The organism is Bacillus sp. B25(2016b) (assembly GCF_001679765.1).
In the GTDB taxonomy this organism is placed as follows: Bacteria; Bacillota; Bacilli; order Bacillales; family Bacillaceae_G; genus Bacillus_A; species Bacillus_A thuringiensis_K.
The window spans coordinates 894,796-915,091 of the sequence record NZ_CP016285.1; the positions used below are offsets into that span (position 1 = coordinate 894,796).

Below are 20,296 nucleotides of genomic sequence, written 5' to 3' on the forward strand. Positions count from 1 at the left end.
AATGAGGTCGCGCCAACTAAACGCGAACTTCGTATGCTAAGGAATTTCTAAGTTAAAAACCTGGGTTTTACCGTACGTTAACAAATTTCCATAAACGACATTTAATGTTTGTTATGGGATTTTGTTTTTAGTAATGAGTTTAAGAACTGGTTTTTGGCCGTATTTCTTTCAGATATCATCTTTATTTATTATATATAGTTTGGAAAAATTACCATTTACACACAATCAGTATTAGTGTATTATTCACCTAGTACACTAATACTAAGGAGGGAAGAAATGGAAATTGATTTTTCTCCTAATATCCCGATTTATATTCAGGTAATGGAATACATAAAAAAGGAAATTGTAACAGGTCGTTTAGCACCGGGTGATAAAATCCCAGCTGTACGTGAACTAGCCAGTGAATTACAAGTGAATCCCAATACGATTCAACGCACATTTCAAGAGCTAGAACGAGAAGGTATTGCTGTGACACGAAGAGGAACAGGGAGATTTGTAACGAGTGAAGGAGAAAAGATTACTGAACTACGCAAAGAAATGGCAACAGAGTTGCTTGATAATTTTATTAATGGAATGGACAATTTAGGATTTACGAAAGAAGAAATTCTTCCAATCCTCCATTCTTCATTAGAAAAGAAAAGGAAGGAAAACTAATGACAGAGTTATTAAAAATTGAAAATCTGTGGAAAAGATATAACTTAAAAACAGTGCTTCAAGATTTAAGTGCAACAATTTCTGAAGGGAAAATTATTGGTCTTGTTGGTGATAATGGTAGCGGAAAAACGACATTTTTAAAAATGATTGCTGGTTTGCGTTATCCTTCTAAAGGAACTATCACAATTGAAGGTCAGAAGGTAGGAATAGAAACAAAGAAAACTGTTTCATTTATGCCTGATAGTCCTGTTTTTGACGAGTGGATGACGATAAAAGATGCTGTAGTTTTCTATCGGGATTTTTATAGTGACTTTGATTTTCATCAGGCAATGGACTTAATAGCTGAGTTTAAAATGCCATTAGAAGAGCATATAGTTGCTTTATCAAAAGGTGGAGTGGAAAAATTACAACTTATCTTAACTTTCTCCAGGAAAGCAAAGTTATATATATTAGATGAGCCATTGGGTGGAATTGATCTTGTTTCTAGAAAACATGTACTAGATTTAATTCTTAAATTTTACCGAGAAGATTGTACCATTCTCATTTCAACTCATTTAATAGAAGAAACCGAAAATATATTTGATGAAGTAATCTTTTTAAAAGACGGAACTATTATATTACATGAAAACGTAGAGGAAATTCGTTTTCATCACGGGAAAGCAGTACATGAATTGTTTAAGGAGGTGTTTGAGCAATGAACCCACTTTTTCTCTATTTATATAAGTGCAATAGAAAAAAAATAGCAGTCTTTTATTCTGGTTTTATTATTATTTCTTTACTTCTTTTATTTAGTACGATAGGACTCTCAAGGGTACTACCTCCGTTTATAAAGGATTTAGTATTACTCATATACCTAATAATAATTGGTATAGCTGCATTTTTACTTCTTCTAATAGCGCTGCCTTCTTTCAATAAAATATTAAAAAATTCTATGATTCGTTATACAGCCATCCCAACCCAAAAATATATATATACGAATTTATTATTTTTTACATTAATGTTTATTATTTTATTAGGTATAGGCTTAATTTTTTCATATTATTTTTCACAAAGTCTTTATGATGGAAAAGTAATTGGTTATAATCCGAGTCTTTATGGTGGGGAAGTAACCGGAGAATTTCGACAAGAATATCACAAGTTGTATAGTTACGGAATCTTCCAACACATATTTGCTTTTCTTTTATGGGGAATCGATTTCATGAGTATCCTTATTTCTTGTTATTTTATCATAGCCATTATAAGGCTGTTTCCAGTGAAGTCATGGATGAGTAAAATAATTTTATTCATCATTTTCGTTGCTATCTTTTCAACAATACAAACAATAGTAATGAATGTGTTAAGTAAATTAGAGAAGTATGCAGTTACTATTAAAAGTTCTGGGTTCATGGATAAGAATGATTTTTTTGATACATCATTTTACCCTATTGAAGATTTCACTATTTTGGGTCTATGTTTTACTTGCTTGTTAATAATTGTACTCGTAGCGATTACAGGTCGCATTATCAATAAGAAATTAGAGATATAAAAAATCACTTTATAAGTAAAAGATATTTTGGGAGGAAAGCATGAAAACATCTAATCCAATGTTAAAAAGAGACAAATTCCATGAAAAGAAGACAAGCGCTTCTACGATGACAATAGGTGGAACGATAGGAAAAACATTCATTTTGCTTATCTTACTTCTTGCAGCATCTGTTTATTCCTACGTACAGATGACACAAGAGACAATGAAAATACCCGTGTTAATTGGAATTATAATAGTTACTCTAATTGTCGCTTTTGTGGTTATATTCGTTCCGCGCATATCCCCAATTTGCGCACCGATTTACGCAATATTACAAGGGGTTTTATTAGGAAGTATTTCAGCATATTATACAATGCGCTTTGGTGATTCTATCGCTTTAACTGCCGTATTACTAACAATTTCGATTTTATTTTCCATGTTAGTGTTATACGCAACTCGAATAGTAAAAGTAACTAAAAAGTTTCGTGCGGTTGTAACGGTTGCAACACTTGGAATTTTTATTATGTATTTTATTGTTTTCTTATTGAGCATCTTAGGGGTGACTGTTCCATATATTCATCAAGGTGGGACAATTAGTATTATCATAAGTGCAATTGTAATTGTTGTTGCTGCATTAGATTTATTACTAGATTTTGATTCAATTGAACATGGTACTCATAGTGGAGCACCAAAGTATATGGAATGGTACAGCGCAGTAGGACTTATGATGACATTAGTATGGTTATATCTAGAGATCCTTCGTCTGGTTACTTACATTATGAAAAACAAAGACTAGAAAACATCCTGCATGGTTCAAACATGCAGGATGTTTTTGTATTTCGTAGTATCAATTAGGTCACGTTATGTAGAGAAAGAAAAATTTCATTTAGAGGGTACTTCAAAACTTTAGCTTGATGGATGTGGGTATGGATCCCTTTAATTCGCAAAAATAGGAAATGTACATTTTAATTTTATGATATTTTCCCTTTGTTGTATTCATTGCGAGTGACTAATATTTTAAAAGCGTAGAAAGATCTTATTTCTACGCTTCTTTTAATAAGTAGTAGATTTAGTGTTTTTTTAAATTTGTTATATAAGATTTTACAGCTTGCAATAAGAATTCTTCCTGTCTCATACCAGCTTCCGCTGCCATTTGAACTACTTTTTGCTTAAATTCATGATCTGCATGAAAAGTTAATGGCTCTACATTACTTTTAAAGTAAATACCTTCTACATGTGGAAGAATCGTGCCAGATTTCATATGAGAATGTAAGTACTTAATCTCTTCTTGAAACTGCAATGGATCTACTTGTAATACGAAAGGTTTAATTTCTAATTTGATAGTATCTGCTGAAATACTCAATCTCATATTTGTGATACCTAGCTCCTTATAAAATAAGTTTATTAGATTATAAGTAATGGAATTAAATAATTGAGGTTTTTTAAAGGAAAAAGATAAATACCCTCGTTTTGTAATTACCGCTTTTTTAATGAATGGTTCAAAGGTGTAATCATGTTGTTTATAAGTGGATATAGGGAAAATATCCTCGTCTTCTGTAAGAATCTTACCGTCTGCTCCATTGATCTCTATTACCCTAGCTGTTTTTCCGTTATGTTGATGTGTTAATAATTGATATAAGTATATATCTTCATTTTGAATTTTCGTAATGAATGTTTTTCGCTCTTTTGTTTTGGTTTTTTCATAATCAAGCATAAAAATCTCTAGTTCTTCCTCATCGATAAGATATACTTGTTTTCCTCTTTTTTCTATCATTGTGGCGGGTAATTTTCCAGATTTGATGTATGTAAAGATAGTAGATGGTGCAACATTAAGAATTTCAGCTACTTCTTTTGTGCTAAGGCCTTTAACCTTATTTTGATTTTGTAAACGTTCAATATCCTCTAAATAGAAAATCTTACTACCGAATTGCTTCCAGTTATCTTTATATACACATTCTATTAATCCATCTTTTTCTTTTTTTAAAATTGTTTGTACCGTTACTCCTAATAAGTCAGCTGCCTCTTTGGTCGTTACAGTAGGTTTTGTAATGAACAATAAATCTTGTGTCATAAAAGGACACCTCCATAACTATCGTTTGTTAATATTTTAGGTATGTATATATCATATCAGAATCTGATTTATATTTAAAATAAGAAATAGATTTTATTAAATATAGTATTCATTGTTATGGTTTAGAAATATTTTTCATTCAATCTATATGTTAATGAATTGTTATAGTTGTTTTTATTATAAAATCACTATGAATTTTAATTATTTAATTGTTAAAAGATATCTATTTAATAATAAATTATAAAAAATATAATTATAAGTAGATAGAGAAGAATGTAGCGTTCTTACAGAAGGAAAATGAATTATCAATTGTATAATTAATAGAAGTAAAATAAAATAATAATTATAGGTAATAAAGAGAATTATTATTATAATCTTCAATAGGAGAGGTAAATTTGAAATATGGATAATAAAAATGAAAAAGAAAATTTATCTATTATAAATAAACATAGTGAATATATAGATACATATGTAGAGAATTTAAGAGATGTAGTTCCATTTCTTTATAACGATAGTTATGTGGATAAATTGGAAGAGAAAATGGAGCTTGCAGAAAAAGAGGGAAAGAGTAAATATACGTATTTAAGTGACCTGGAAGTTATTTATCATTTCGTACATTTACAAAAAGATATGGATGAGAAGAAGAATAGAAAAGAGGATACGAAAAAGAGTTATGTTTCTGAAATCTTGTCATTTTGTCAGTGCATGGTGCAGCATGCAGAAGAATTTGAATTGAATGGGGAAGAGGTACAGAAAAATGACTCTTTATTGAAAACATTGCAACCTTGGCATATTCGTAAATACAATTCTTGGCTGAAACGAGTAGAGAACGGTAGGAATGGTGACACATATGCAGTCGCAACACTTGCAAAGAAAACAGTACTCATTCGTTCTTTTCTAAAACATCTTCATGTATTTTCTTATATTGAAAAGCCTCTTCATGAAGAACTGCAGCGGGCAAATGTAAATGAGCAGGATCGGCCAAATCGGGACTTATCCTATGATGAGGTTATGAAAATTTTAGGGTTTTATAAAGAAAGAGGACATTTAGTAAACTATACAATTTTACTTGCTCTGGCAAGTACTGGTGCAAGAATTCAAGAATTGTGCACCGCGAGAGTGAAAGATTTACATTATGACGGAAAGTACTGGTTAAAAGTCACTGGAAAAGGAGATAAAGTGCGTGAACTTTTCATTTCGGAACACTTATACCAGTGTATTTGTGAAATGAGGCGGAGAAGGGGATGCCAAACGGTATTGGAAAAAGGGGATGAGAGTCCGTTATTTATAAATCAAAGAGGAAATACTTATAACTCTAAAACACTATCGAATCAAGTAACAGATATGATAAAAAAGACAAACTTAGAGTTTCTAAAGTATCGTGAAAATCCTGTAACGGCACATACATTCCGTCATGCATTCGCAATCATGGCAGTTGAACAAGGAAATGCAGATTTATATCATTTAATGCAAACATTGGGGCATGAAAACATTCAAACGACAAAGATTTATTTAGAAAAGCATATGAAACGAGAAAATAATGTAGGTACCTCATTTGCAGATCTATTAGTGTGAATTTGAAACACTCCAAACCTTATTTAATTATGTATTTTTTATATAATTAAATAAGGTTTTATTCGTGCGGAAATGTAAATGGATAATTATTGGTAAGTAAATAAAATTATAATTTCACCTGTTAGTTGGTAGATAAGTATAGAGACAGCTAGTGAATTAGGAGACATTTGGGTTAGAGAAATTTTCACATGTAAATAGTTCTGTAGGTGGAAAAATTACGAGATATTTATTTTGAATTAGATAGGAATAATTATCAGATGAAAAGACCTGAAACTGTTTTCCGTATAGCCATAATAAAGTTGTTTAATTTCTAATAAGAGTAGCACTACATGGCTATCAACTTAAGAATTTATAATTAATCCAGAACAATAAATTTTCGCGCAATTTACTTGATTTCATTGTTTTAGTGTAGTTTATTTTGTTAGGTTACAAGTGATGTGGCAGTACTCCTATAAAAATACATAAAAAAATCATTATACATATACAAAAGAGGATTATGTCAATACTAAAATTAAATATTTTAATATATAGAACTTTTAAGAATTTTACATGTTTTTATATTTTAAAAATTAATATCGTATATTTTAGATTCTTAGTATACAATATATTATCTGAACTATATATAAGAATGGAGAGTTTTAATTGGAATTTTTAGCAAACAGTAAGGTTGGTACAAAACTAAACATATTAATACTTATATCTTGTATCTCCTGTATAGTATTATCCCTAATAGGCGGATGGGGTCTAGAAAGAGGAAAAAGTGCTTCTTCTAATATGTATGAAGATGACTTAAAATCAATCGAGTGGATAGGAACCATAGAATCTAACTTTTACCATGTTAATATGAACTTTATGGAAATAATGCTATCCAAAGATGAGAAAAGAATGAACGATTTGATAAAAGAAATGGATGGGATGCGTAAGGAAAACGATCAGTTATTAAAGCAGTATGAAGCTAAAATTATCTCTAATAAAGAAAAAGAACTATATAACAAATTTCATGAAGCATTTAATGAATTAAGAACTCAAATAAAAAAAGCACAAGAATTAGGGAAATCTAATAATGAGGAAGCTTATGCCTATTATCTAAAAGAAATTGAACCTAATATGCAAAAAACAATTCAGTCAATTCGTGAACTAATTATATATAATAGTAATAATGCAGACCAGTTACAGAAAGTTAACAATAGCAGTGCTCAAAATACAATGATAATGTTTGTGGTTATTTCAATTTTAGCAATTGTCATAGTTATATTTATTGGATATATTATTAAACTTACTATACGAAAACCACTTATTTTATTACAAAATGATATGGAAAAAGTAGCTGCAGGTGATTTAACAATACGTACTTCTTATAAAGCAAATAATGAGTTAGGAATCATTGTACAGTCTTTTAATAGTATGTTAGATAACCTCCAACAATTAATTGCCAATGTTAAGGCAACAACACAAGAGGTGATTTCTTCTACGGAGGGGGTTTTACAAGATACAAAGCGAGCATCTAATATTTCAAATGAGGTTGTTCAGACTATTACTGAAGTAAAAGAAAAAATAGCAGGACAGGTAACTAGTATTCAAGAGAGTTCATCGTCAATGGAAGAAATAACAATTGGTGTCCAAACAGTAGCTGAATCTTCAGCAGTAGTTGCTGAGGTAGCAGTAACAACCACGGAACAAATACATAAAGGTAGTGAAGTGATAAAACATTCTATTCTTCAAATGAATAGTGTTCATGATGTTGTCGAGGAAACATCAAAAGTAATAGATAGACTTGTTACACGTACACAACAGATTGATACAGCTTTGGATGCAATTACTAATATTGCCGAGCAAACTAATCTTCTTGCTCTAAATGCTGCTATTGAAGCGGCACGTGCTGGAGAGAACGGGAAAGGGTTTGCAGTGGTTGCAGCAGAAGTGAGGGATTTGGCCGAAAAGTCTAAAGAGTCCGCGAATGAAATTAATCATTTAATCAAATCAATTCAACAAGATACTCAAGATACAGTTCATGTCATGCAAAAAGGAGAACAAAAAGCAGCAGAAGGAAAAGAAGCGGCCCACAAAGCGGATCAAACATTCTCATCTATTATGAGAGACATTGATAAAATTACAAGTCAAATTCAAGAAGTCTCTGCAGCAACAGAAGAGATGTCTGCTGGCACAGAAGAAGTAAATGCGTCTCTTTCACTAGTATCTGATACTGCAGCACAAGTAGAAAGAGAAACAACTCAAACAGTACAATCAATTCAATCACAATCAGATTCGATCAAAAAAATTTCAATACAGTCAAACAATATGAAAGAAAAGGTAGAAGCATTAACAGAATTACTCTCAAGATTTATTATTACAGAACAAAAAATAAATAGTAAATCAAAAGACAATTTGGAACAATAAATAAGAAATATCTTTATATAATAATTTTAAGATAATTGAAATAATATGCGATATTTTAAGATGCAAAAACACCTTTCATTCACTATTAATGAAAGGTGTTTTTGCATGTATCTTTTCGAGCATTACTTATATAAATTTATGTTGATGATATTTCGCTTTGTATAATCCCCTTAGTTTACCTAGAATAGATGGGCTAGGAGAGAATTCAATGAATCAGGGATTAATATATAAGTTAAATTGTAACGATTCTTTTAACTATTAAAACAGTATGTAATATTGCAATTTATCTTGAAAGCAATTCTAAATATCTAATTCCATTAGGATTTTTGAATAAAATATATATAATCTATATAGAAGAGATAACATCCTTTTTTATACTAGTGAATAGTGCAAAATTAGTACTTAAAGGCTTATGAAGAAAAGTTGTTTTTTTCTAAAAAATGAATGTTTATACGTTATTTATTATTTTTATGCTAATGTGATTTTATATATCATAAACTTATTAATTTCCATCTACAATAATTATTTATTACAACAGCTTATATACCTAAAATAAGATGTTTCGACAATGGACGATATAAGTATCTTTATAATGACTTTCCAACATAATCAATGTGTTAATGAAAGGAATTCTGTATTATTTTTGCTTTTATACTAACTAATACAGCTTCAAACAAAGGACACAATTGCTACATCATAAGTGTAATCTATTACCTATTCAATATTCTGTTTATTCAATCATTCTAAAAATAAAAAAAGATTAAACTCATAAATATACAAGTTATAATGAGGGCGTTGAAAGATAATTTATTACTCTCTAAAGAAAATATTAAAGCTAGTTTTGTGAAAAAATTATAAAGACCTTGCAAGTAACCTTCAAAAATTAGACACTGATATGATTATACTACGAAATTTTTTTGATCCGAGAGGAAATTTATTCGACAAAAAAGAAAGCGCTATCAAATAATCTTATTTTCAATTAATCATTGTAATAACCTAGATTTAACTACAATTAAAAATTATAAATTATGGAGGTGCTTTATAAATATGAATGTAGCATCTATTAAAGAAAAAAAGATTATCAAATACAAAAGTTGTTTTGATGTGATTGGACCCATAATGATAGGTCCTTCAAGTTCACATACTGCAGGTGCTTTGGCTATTGGAACAATTGCGAATAAATTATTTCAAGGTCTTCCAAAAAAAGTCGTGGTAAGATACTATGAATCATTTGCTGAAACCCATAAAGGACATGGAACTGACTTTGCAATTATTGCTGGAATATTAGGATTTGCTGCCGATGACAGCAAAGTGCCAGATGCTATTAAAATAGCAGAATGTAAAGGAATTGACATTACTTTTATTGAAAAAGCGGGCGATAGTCCTGCTGGTCACCCAAATACGGCAGATGTATATTTAGAGGATGAAAGTCGGAGTATTAGAACGATGGGTATTTCAGTCGGAGGTGGATTAATTGAAGTGAAGCATGTTGAAATTGACGGTTTTAGTTTAGATCTACAGGGGCCATTGCCAGTTATTATTGCGATTTCTGAAAGAGCTGATTTTGAATTTGTCTTACGCAGGATCTTTAAAGAATATGATGTGGAAATTAACAACTTTCATAGTTTAGAAAAAAACGAAAAATATTTATATGCATTCGCTTTGGATTCGTTATTACCTGGTAATGTTCAGAAGGAATTAGGAAAATTAAGAAATAAAGCTAATCTCATTATTCTTTAGTTATATTAAGGAGTGAAAAAATATGTATTTGGCCATAAAAGAAATTGTAGATGCAGCTAATAAAACCCAAAAGCCAATTTATGAATTAGCAATTGAACAGGAAATCGAACAAACTAAAACTTCTTATGAAGAAGTTCGGAGTAAAATGGAACGAAATTTAGCGACTATGGAAAATGCCATAAATAAAAGTATCGAGGGCGAAGGGGTATTTTCTCCGACCGGTTTAACTGGAGGTGATGCCGTTAAAATTAAAAACTATAGGAAAAATAGGAAAACTCTTTCTGGAGATTTGATGGTGTTAGGAATACAAAATGCTATCGGTGTTAATGAAGTAAATGCTGCATTAGGGGCAATTTGTGCAACTCCAACAGCTGGTGCGAGTGGGACAATCCCAGGGGTCCTATTTAGTATTAAAGATACGTTGCAGTTAAGTCATGAAGAGATGATTCATTTTCTATTCACTTCAGCATTATTTGGAACAATAGTCGCAAACAACGCTTGTATTTCAGGAGCGTACGGAGGATGTCAAGCTGAAATAGGCAGTGCCTCAGCGATGGCTGCAGCAGCAGCGGTAGAAGCAGCCGGTGGAACGCCACAGCAATCTTCTGAATCTTTTTCAATCGCGTTACAAAATTTACTCGGTTTAGTTTGTGATCCGGTCGCTGGTTTGGTAGAAATTCCTTGTGTAAAGCGAAACGCTATTGGAGCGACAAATGCTTTAGCAGCAGCGGACATCGCATTAGCTGGCGTAAACAATATCATCAATGCTGACGAAGTTATTGAAGCAATGTATAGAGTTGGAAGACAGATGCCTCGCGAATTAAGAGAGACAGGTTTAGGTGGAATTGCGTCTACACCTACAGGGATTGCCATTAAAAATAAAATCTTTGGAGAGAAACAATCAAATTAATTAACAGTTATCGGATATATTGTGAAATAGTTAACAATATATTCTCTATTGTTCTCCTAAGGATGTCAGTATATTAGGGGAAGTATCAATAAAATTTACTACTATATAATTGAAACATTCTGTAAGTGGTAATGAACCCATCCGGTTGCTGCTTCGCTAATTTTTTTGACTTTGATCAACTTAGAAGAAGGATATACGATGTGGCGCACTTTATAAGTATTTCATTTTTCAAGAACGGTCTCTATTCCTATGCCTTAAATTAAGAATAGGACACAAGGAGGAATTATTATATGAATGGGAACACTGCAAAAAACATAGAATTTCAAGCTGATAATACTGCAGTAAAAAATGAGAAATATCTAGATCCGCAAAAGTGGCATAAACAGGATACTACCTGGGCATTGAGTCTATTTGGAACAGCAATTGGAGCGGGAGTACTCTTTTTACCGATTAATGCAGGTTCAGGTGGTTTATTATCATTGCTGTTAATTACCATACTTGCATATCCTGTTATGTATTACTCACATAGGGCGCTTGCTAAAATGATATACGCTTCGAATTCTGCCGAAGAGGGGATTACGGGTACAATAAGAGAGTATTTCGGAAATAAAGCAAGTATCATTTTTAACATCGTATACTTCGTCTCAATTTATACAATCGTGCTGATGTATTCGGTTGCACTTACAAATACTGCAAGTAGTTTTATTGTGCATCAATTGCACATGCCGGAGCCTCCAAGGGCTATTCTATCACTTGTATTAGTACTCGGTCTTATCGCTATACTAAATTTTGGACAAGATATTACTGTAAAGATAATGAGCATGCTAGTATATCCTTTCATTGCTTCTCTACTTTTTATTGCAATATCTTTAATTCCACAGTGGAATACGTCAATGCTAAGTTTTTCAAGTATTTCTACTGATTCAACTGGAACAGGGTATTTTGGAACGATTTGGATGATACTACCGATCATAGTATTTTCGTTTAATCATTCACCTATGATTTCGTCATTCGTTATGAAACAGAGAGCTACGTATGGAATAGAGGCTACTGATGCTAAATGTGCTCATATACAGAAAGTTTGTTATATCATGACATTTGCTGTTGTTATGTTCTTTGTTTGGAGTAGTACTTTAAGTTTGACTCCAGATGATCTTAAGGTGGCAAAAGAACAGAACTTATCAATCCTATCATATCTTGCTAATGAGCTTAATTCGCCAGTAATTACTATTGCAGCACCTATCATTGCGTTTATGGCTATTACAAAGTCTTTCCTTGGTCATTATATAGGTGCGTATGAGGTAATGCGTGACATGATTATCAAGTCCGGTAAAAAACGTGGGAAAGATTTAGGAGAGAAAACAGTTAAGACAATGATTCTTACTTTTGTCGTATTAACATGCTGGTATGTTGCTTATACAAATCCAAGTATTCTTGGAATCATTGATGCCCTTAGCGGTCCGTTAGTTGCTGCTATTCTATGTCTACTACCAATGTATGCAATTCGTAAAGTGCCTGTACTAGCAAAATATAGAGGAAAGATGAGCAATGTATTTGTAATTGTTATAGGAATACTTACTGTTCTGGCAAGTATTAAGTCATTATTCTAATTTACTATTGTTAGTTCAGATGCAAAAATAGTAGGAGGTGAAAAGAGAATAAAAGACTTTTAGCGGAAATGAATTATATATTCTTAAATCAGAGAGATTATGGTTTTGGACAAACTATTCACCCGGGATAGTTTGTCCTTTTTGGAAATGAAAGAGATACAGTAATACTTTGTTCAATATTGATTTATATATAAATTCATTTAATGTAATATGAAATAATACATTTTTTAATAATTTATTAAGATAAAATGTTATATTTTTGTGTGGAATATATAAATGGAGGAAATGTAATGAACAAAAATTTTAAATTTACTCAACTGATAATCGGTATGAGTACGATGGCATTATCATTTGGAAGTATTCAAACACAGGTATCAGCTGAAGAAAAAGCACCCCATAATCTGTTGCAGATGAAACCAATTGGAACAGAAACTTCAAAAGATGAAATGGCTCATGCTACAAAAGCGGACGAAACATTGAATTTTGAAGAGCGTTTAAAAGTAGGCGATTTTTCACAACGACCTACTTCGGTGATGAAACATGATGAAAGGCAATTAAAGCAAAGCTATACTCTGGCAGAATTGAATAAAATGTCTGATAGTGAATTCATTGATACGCTATCAAGAGTTTCATGGAATCAAATTACAGACTTATTTCAATTCAATCAAGATACGAAAGCTTTTTATCAAAATAAAGAACGTATGAACGTTATCATTGATGAATTAGGACAAAGAGGGACATCTTTTACGAAAGAGGATTCAAAGGGAATTGAAACTTTTGTTGAAGTATTACGTTCTGCTTTTTATGTGGGATATTTTAATAATGAAGTAGGTTACTTAAAAGAGAGAAGCTTCCATGACAAATGTTTACCATCATTAAAAGCAATTGCAAAAAATCCAAACTTTACATTAGGTACAGCTGAGCAAGATAGAGTAGTAGTTGCGTATGGAAAGTTAATTAGTAATGCTTCTAGTGATGCTGAAACAGTACAGTATGCAGCAAATATTTTAAAACAGTTTAATGATAACCTTTCTATGTATGCTAAAGATTATACGAAAGAACAAGCTGTATATGAAATTGTAAAAGGTATTGATTATGATCTACAGTCTTATTTGCAGGAAACGAATAAAAAACCTAATGTAACAATGTGGTATGGAAAAATTGATAATTTTATAAATGAGGTTAGTAGAATTGCTCTCATACGGAATTTAACAACTGAGAATAGTTGGCTAATTAATAATGGTATTTATTATGCAGGGCGTTTAGGGAAATTTCATAGCAATTCAAATAAAGGGTTGGAAGTTATTACACAAGCGATGAATATATATCCTCGTCTAAGCGGACCTTATTTTATAGCGGTAGAGCAAATCAAAACAAACTACGGTGGAAAAGATTATGATGGAAATGCAGTAGATTTACAGAAAATACGTGAAGAAGGAAAGTTACAATACTTACCTAAAACATATACATTTGATGATGGATCTATTGTTTTTAAGACAGGCGATAAAGTAACAGAAGAAAAAATTAAAAGGTTATATTGGGCAGCCAAAGAAGTAAAGGCACAATATCACCGTGTAATTGGAAATGATAAAGCACTAGAACAAGGTAACGCAGATGATGTACTGACAATTGTAATTTATAATAATCCAGATGATTATCAACTGAATAGACAATTATATGGATATGAAACGAACAACGGTGGTATCTATATTGAAGAGAAGGGTACTTTCTTTACATATGAGCGTACGCCAAAACAGAGTATTTATAGTCTAGAAGAGTTATTCCGTCATGAATTCACTCATTATTTACAAGGAAGATACGAGGTTCCTGGTTTATTTGGGAGCGGAGAACTATATCAAAATGAACGCTTAACTTGGTTCCAAGAGGGGAATGCAGAATTCTTTGCAGGATCTACACGTACAAATAATGTCGTTCCACGTAAAAGTATTATAAGTGGCTTATCATCTAATCCAGCAAGCCGTTATACTGCAAAGCAAACTTTGTTCGCAAAATATGGATCATGGGATTTTTATAATTATTCCTTTGCACTACAGTCTTATCTATATAATCATCACTTTGAAACCTTTGATAAGATTCAGGACTTAATCCGTGCAAACGATGTGAAAAATTATGACGCGTATCGTGAATCATTAAGTAAGGATGCACAGCTGAATACAGAATATCAAACGTATATGCAGCAATTGATTGATAATCAAGATAAATACAATGTACCGCAAGTAACAAATGATTACTTAATACAACATGCACCTAAGCCGTTAGCTGAAGTGAAGAAAGAAATTGTAGATGTAACTAATATAAAAGATGCAAAAATAACAAAACATGAGTCTCAATTCTTTAACACATTTACTATGGAAGGTAAGTACATAGGTAGTACATCAAAAGGTGAGTCTGAAGATTGGAAAACAATGAGTAAACAAGTCAATCAAACCTTGGAGCAGTTGTCTCAAAAAGAATGGAGCGGCTATAAAACAGTTACAGCTTATTTTGTTAACTATCGTGTGAATGCAGCCAATCAGTTTGAATATGATATTGTTTTCCATGGTGTTGCAACAGAAAAAAAAGAAAAAACAACGACTATAGTAAATATGAATGGACCATATAGCGGGGTAGTAAATGAAGGAATTCAATTCCATAGTGATGGTACAGAAAGTGAAAATGGAAAAGTTATTTCTTATTTATGGAACTTTGGAGATGGTACAACGAGCACAGAAGCCAACCCTACTCATGTATATGGAGAAAAAGGAACATATACTGTGGAACTAACAGTAAAAGATAGTAGAGGAAAAGAAAGTAAAGAACAAACAAAAGTTACTGTAAAACAAGATCCGCAAACTGGTGGGTCCCATGAAGAGGAGAAGGTACTCCAGTTTAATAAGCTTGTAAAAGGAAATCTGATTGCTCCGGATCAAACAGATGTTTATACGTTTAATGTTACAGTTCCAAAAGAAGTAGATATTTCTGTGGTAAATGAACAAAACATTGGGATGACATGGGTACTTTATCATGAATCAGATATGCAAAATTACGTAGCTTGTGGTGAAGATGAAGGAAATGCTATAAAGGGGAAATTCGTAGCGAAACCAGGGAAATATTATTTGAATGTGTATAAATTTGATGATAATAATGGTGAATATTCATTAATCGTAAAATAAATTTATTTTCAATATGTATATAACGGTTGTTTTTTAGGAGGAGTCTATCACGATAGGCACCTCCTATTTTTTTATGGTCTCTGCCACAAGGTAATAATAAAAACAGAAACGTTTTCGTTAGATAGAGGGAATTGTCTTAAGATGATGAAAAAGTTTTTGAATTTTTAAACATAGAGATCTAAAATATTTAACAGAAAGGATAACGTCTTTTTTGCTTTATAAATAGTGCAAAATCTTAGTTTAATATTGTTGAGATGTTTTTAAATAAATTTTTCGGTACCTTGCAATGAATAGTAGCATATGGTAAGTTATTACATAATATGTATCAAATAATGTTCAGTACTGTTTAATGGATAGTACTGAACATTCAAGAAAGGAGTGAGGATTTATTAAATATACAAATATAAAAAGGGTATTTTGGAACAGTTTGTCCTTGTGTGGGTGTATGAGTCAGAATCTTCAGTCTATTTAATTTTAAAGAAGACTTCAACTTAAATCAAAATGAAAAAATAGTAACAAGAGTGTTCTAAGGAAAAGAAGTAATTTCTAGGTTTAAAATACATGTGAAAAGAGTAGGATTACCGTTTGTTAAGACAGAGTGATGCTTGTAAAAATAATCATTATGAAGATGATTACGAATTTGATGTTACCCTTTTAACATTGGTGGAGATAATAGAGCTAAGTAGTTAATACGAACAAGCAAGCAACTACACTTACAATACGAATAGAGGAGAGGAATGCCTTTTGAAAATACGTAGTCAAATTACATGTGTATGTCTGGTCCTTTTAATAGGTGGAAGCTCTCTATTAAACACAATGCCAACCTCAATTGTAAAAGCAGAGCCCATCCAAAATATAGTTGGTTCATTACAAACAAGTACTCAACGAGATCGTACCTCTGTCAAACAAGCAATGCAAGATACATTGCAACTTGGATACCCAGGAATACTCGCTAAAACTTCTTATGATGGAAAAACGTGGGGGTATGCCACTGGTGTAGCAGATTTAAGAACTAAGAAACCAATGAAAACAGATTTTCGCTTTCGGATTGGAAGTGTAACGAAGACGTTCATTGCAACGGTTATCCTTCAATTAGCCGGAGAAAATCGATTAAACCTAGATGATTCAATTGAAAAATGGTTACCGGATGTTATACAAGGAAATGGATATGATGCTAAACAGATTACTATCCGCCAAATGTTGAACCATACAAGTGGTATAGCTGAATACTCAAGGTCAAAAGAAGCTGATTTTACAGATACCAAAAGATTGTATACCGCTGACGAGCTAGTGAAGATTGGACTCTCAGCACCTCCAGATTTTGCTCCAGGAAAGGGGTGGTCCTATTCAAATACTGGTTACGTATTATTGGGTATGATTATTGAAAAAGTAACTGGAAACAGCTATGCAGAAGAGATTGAAAATCGAATTATTGAACCACTCGAATTGTCAAATACATTCTTACCTGGAAATTCAAGTGTTATTCCGGGTAACAAGCACGCCCGTGGCTATGTCCAACAAGAAGAGGGAAGAGAGTTAAAAGACGTTACTTATTTTAATCCAAGTATAGCTAGCTCGGCTGGAGATATGATTTCTACTGCAGACGACTTAAACAAATTCTTCTCTTATTTGCTTGGTGGAAAATTATTGAAAGGAAAGCAACTAAAACAAATGTTTACTACAGTTTCTACAGGGAAGGGAGGAATCAATGGATATGGTCTAGGAATCTTTGAAATTAAACTTCCTAACGGTGTCACGATATGGGGACATACAGGTGGCATTCCAGGTTTTGATACTTTTGCTGGAGGGACACATGGAGGTAGGCATATGTTGACCGTCAATTTGAACAGTATGGGTAGAACTGAGAGTCCGGGGCTTTTTAAAAGTATTTTACTTGCTGAATTTAGCAAGTAAATAAAAAGATGTAATGGTGATTTATTGGATGTTTGTAGTTGGACCAATAAGGAATGAAATCAAACACTTATCTAAGGAGGCATTTCTCTTATGGAAAATAAACAATTTGGGGTGTTAGCTGCTACCTTGGTTCTAACGATGATTCTACCAAAAGGAGCGATAGCCTCTTCTAGCAGTAAGGCTCTGATTGTAGCTAGCCAAGAAGTTGCTAGTAAAGAATTGGAGAAGATTGCTGTAGAGAACGCTGCGCTGCTCACGAAGTCCTATGAGACGACTAGTGTGCAGTATGCGCTAATTGATAATGGCAAACTGATTTTGTCGGGTCAGACAGGCAAGAACGATATAGAGGGGAAACAGCCATTAACCAAAGATACTCTTTATGGGATTGGTTCAACCAGTAAAGTATATACAGCTGCGGCTGTTATGAAACTAGTAGACGGAGGTAAAGTCGATTTGGATGCTCCTGTCGTACGCTATATTCCCGAGTTCAAAATGAAAGATAAGCGATACAAGCGCATTACGCCACGTATGCTGTTGAATCATTCTTCGGGTTTGCAAGGTATGACGTTCAATAATGCATTTTTATTTAAAGATAATGATACTTATGCCCATGATATGTTGTTGCGGCAACTATCCAGTCAAAACTTGAAGGCGGACCCTGGCGCATTCTCGGTATATTGCAACGACGGCTTTACACTGGCTGAGATTTTGGTGGAAAAAGTAAGTGGGATGAGTTTTACTAAATTTCTACATGAAAAGTTTACAAAGCCATTAAAACTGGAGCATACGCAAACACCTCAGGACAAATGGAGGGACGAAAAGCGGGCTGGACTTTATTCTCCGAAGTACCAAGGACAGCTTCCCATTGAAATGGTGAATGTGATTGGTACGGGAGGAATCTCTTCTACTGCAGAAGATGTGGTGCGATTCTCGCAATTATTTATGGGACAGGGAAAAGAAATCCTTTCTAATAAGGCAATCAAGGAGATGGAACAAGAGGAATATAAAAAAGGAATGTGGCCAGGGGATGGAGATAATGTGTTCAACTATGGTCTTGGCTGGGATAGTGTGAAACTATACCCATTTGATAGATATGGGATAAAAGCTTTGTCTAAGGGCGGCGACACAGTCCTGCAACATGCGTCATTGGTCGTGCTTCCAGAACAGAAGATGGCAGCAGCTGTGTTGTCATCCGGTGGTAGCAGTATTACAAATCAATTGTTGGCAAAAAAGTTACTGCTAGCCACGCTTAAAGAGAAAGGGACAATTAAGGATATAAAACCAGATAAATCTTTCGGCAAGCCAATTAAGGCTAAAGTGCCTCAAGACGTGGTAAAAAAAGCAGGATTTTATGGAAATAGCTACAGTCATTTCAAAATAGAAATCACGAAGAAGGGAGAACTGTTTTTACCAACTAAACCGGAAGAAAAATATGTATATACGGCGGATGGAAGCTTTATAAATGAGAAGGGCACTTCCAAGCTTAACTTTGTCACTGAGAAGAATGGAAAAGTTTATTTGAGAGAGAGCACATATGAATTATCGCCGGGATTGGGGCAAAATGTGCTGACTCACTATTTAGCCCAGAAATTAGAAAACAATGTGTTACAGAAGAAAACAGCTGCTGCATGGGCGAAGCGTGAGAGCAGCAAGTTCTATCTCGTTAATGAAAAATTTAATTCTATGAACTATCTAGGACAACTAATACCTCTTAACACACAAATTATGCTCAAAGATGGCTATTGGGACGGCCAAAAAATTACAGGTCCGAATACGGCGACGCATCAAATTCAGCTTCCTGTGATGAATGGGCGTGATACGAAGGAAGCACATTTCTATATAGAGGACGGCAATGAATACATGGAGATGGCCAGTTTTTTATACATCAGTGAATCCAACGTGAAATCGCTTGATGCAGGTCAATTATCAAAGGTTACACTGCAAGCAAATGGGCATGCGAAATGGTTTACGATCCCGCAAGAGGCAGCAGGGAAAACGATGACGGTGGAGTTGCTATCAGGGAATTCATCATTTGCGGTATATGATGAGAAGGGAGGATGCGTCAATTTTACCGTTGTGAGCGGCAATAACAAAGTGAAACTTCCGGAGAACGGAACGATTGTATTTGCTGGCGTTCCGAAATCTGAATTTTCAATCGTGTTGAAATAGCAACAATTCGAGATAGACTTCAATAAAACAGTGCAACATGGAAGAGATGTTTTATTTGTATCTTACGTATTCCCTTTACAAAGTGAAATTCCACTAATGATATTACACTTAAATTCTTAGCTTAATATTGATGGGGATTTCTTTTTATTCGTAAATTTAAAATGTTTAATATGAGGGGGTGTGTTCCCACATCCATCAACTTAAGGTATATTTTTAAACAAAATGCGGTCTTTCCATATAGTTTTTTATTATCTTTTGTAGATTTTATAAAAGCGGGCATATCAAATAAACCCTGACGGGTTTCAATTTTTTACTATGCTACCTGATGAGTAGAAGTGGTATACTCATAAACAACACCCAAAATATCAAAGACTGTCTTTTTCTCGTATCGATGAGATTTTCGTCCGTTGTGCTGTAGGAGGTTAAACAGACGAAGGAGAACCTTTGATAATTCTTGGGTGTTTTTGTGTAATGCTTGGTAAAAAAGTGAAAAATAATCCTTAATTATGTACATCGCTTTATATTCACTTAGCTCTTTCTGTTTCTTACGTAATAGGAGTTCTCGCATTTTAAACATAG

At 33.0% G+C, this 20,296-nt stretch carries 13 protein-coding genes and 1 pseudogene; 12 read left to right on the plus strand and 2 right to left on the minus strand.

Annotated features, from left to right (window positions below):
• The first annotated feature begins 276 nt into the window (after window positions 1–276).
• The 4 genes from BAQ53_RS04650 to BAQ53_RS04665 are packed head-to-tail and all read left to right on the plus strand — an operon-like array spanning window position 277 to window position 2,954.
• Complete coding sequence (locus BAQ53_RS04650) at window positions 277–654, plus strand: GntR family transcriptional regulator (RefSeq protein ID WP_046946208.1); 378 nt, start codon at window positions 277–279, stop codon at window positions 652–654.
• On the plus strand, window positions 654–1,352 hold the full coding sequence (locus tag BAQ53_RS04655) for an ABC transporter ATP-binding protein (protein ID WP_208906537.1): 699 nt from the start codon (window positions 654–656) through the stop codon (window positions 1,350–1,352). Before BAQ53_RS04650 ends, BAQ53_RS04655 begins: the two co-directional genes overlap by 1 nt.
• Window positions 1,349–2,179 (plus strand): hypothetical protein, encoded by an 831-nt coding sequence (locus tag BAQ53_RS04660; protein WP_001068583.1) that lies wholly within the window; start codon window positions 1,349–1,351, stop codon window positions 2,177–2,179. Before BAQ53_RS04655 ends, BAQ53_RS04660 begins: the two co-directional genes overlap by 4 nt.
• Before the next feature lie 40 nt (window positions 2,180–2,219).
• Window positions 2,220–2,954, plus strand: a complete 735-nt coding sequence (locus BAQ53_RS04665; RefSeq protein WP_208906538.1) for a Bax inhibitor-1/YccA family protein — start codon at window positions 2,220–2,222, stop codon at window positions 2,952–2,954.
• 273 nt (window positions 2,955–3,227) lie between these two features.
• On the opposite strand, the gene BAQ53_RS04670 is transcribed toward BAQ53_RS04665, so the two are convergent.
• Window positions 3,228–4,229: a helix-turn-helix domain-containing protein gene (locus tag BAQ53_RS04670; protein ID WP_061884985.1), complete on the minus strand. Its 1,002-nt coding sequence runs from the start codon at window positions 4,227–4,229 to the stop codon at window positions 3,228–3,230.
• Between the two features lie 402 nt (window positions 4,230–4,631).
• Between BAQ53_RS04670 and BAQ53_RS04675 the strand changes: the two genes are divergently transcribed.
• The 8 genes from BAQ53_RS04675 to BAQ53_RS04710 all read left to right on the plus strand — a co-directional run bounded on the left by BAQ53_RS04675 (window position 4,632) and on the right by BAQ53_RS04710 (window position 19,717).
• Window positions 4,632–5,804: a tyrosine-type recombinase/integrase gene (locus BAQ53_RS04675; RefSeq protein ID WP_074625146.1), complete on the plus strand. Its 1,173-nt coding sequence runs from the start codon at window positions 4,632–4,634 to the stop codon at window positions 5,802–5,804.
• A 642-nt stretch (window positions 5,805–6,446) separates the two neighbouring features.
• The gene (locus BAQ53_RS04680) at window positions 6,447–8,201 is read left to right on the plus strand and encodes a methyl-accepting chemotaxis protein (RefSeq protein WP_061663026.1); all 1,755 of its coding nucleotides are present in this window, start codon (window positions 6,447–6,449) and stop codon (window positions 8,199–8,201) included.
• A 1,041-nt stretch (window positions 8,202–9,242) separates the two neighbouring features.
• Complete coding sequence (sdaAB, locus tag BAQ53_RS04685; RefSeq protein WP_061663028.1) at window positions 9,243–9,941, plus strand: L-serine ammonia-lyase, iron-sulfur-dependent subunit beta; 699 nt, start codon at window positions 9,243–9,245, stop codon at window positions 9,939–9,941.
• A 22-nt stretch (window positions 9,942–9,963) separates the two neighbouring features.
• Complete coding sequence (sdaAA, locus tag BAQ53_RS04690) at window positions 9,964–10,851, plus strand: L-serine ammonia-lyase, iron-sulfur-dependent, subunit alpha (RefSeq protein ID WP_208906539.1); 888 nt, start codon at window positions 9,964–9,966, stop codon at window positions 10,849–10,851.
• Between the two features lie 290 nt (window positions 10,852–11,141).
• Complete coding sequence (locus BAQ53_RS04695; RefSeq protein ID WP_061663032.1) at window positions 11,142–12,461, plus strand: aromatic amino acid transport family protein; 1,320 nt, start codon at window positions 11,142–11,144, stop codon at window positions 12,459–12,461.
• Between the two features lie 290 nt (window positions 12,462–12,751).
• Window positions 12,752–15,634 carry a collagenase ColA gene (gene colA, locus BAQ53_RS04700; RefSeq protein ID WP_208906540.1) on the plus strand — a complete coding sequence of 961 codons (2,883 nt, stop codon included), beginning with the start codon at window positions 12,752–12,754 and terminating at the stop codon, window positions 15,632–15,634.
• 744 nt (window positions 15,635–16,378) lie between these two features.
• Complete coding sequence (locus tag BAQ53_RS04705; RefSeq protein ID WP_206904948.1) at window positions 16,379–17,548, plus strand: serine hydrolase domain-containing protein; 1,170 nt, start codon at window positions 16,379–16,381, stop codon at window positions 17,546–17,548.
• A 90-nt stretch (window positions 17,549–17,638) separates the two neighbouring features.
• Window positions 17,639–19,717 carry a serine hydrolase domain-containing protein gene (locus tag BAQ53_RS04710; RefSeq protein WP_208906541.1) on the plus strand — a complete coding sequence of 693 codons (2,079 nt, stop codon included), beginning with the start codon at window positions 17,639–17,641 and terminating at the stop codon, window positions 19,715–19,717.
• 313 nt (window positions 19,718–20,030) lie between these two features.
• Here the strand turns inward: BAQ53_RS04710 and BAQ53_RS04715 are convergent.
• A pseudogene (locus BAQ53_RS04715) lies at window positions 20,031–20,296 on the minus strand (IS4 family transposase); the annotation flags it as partial.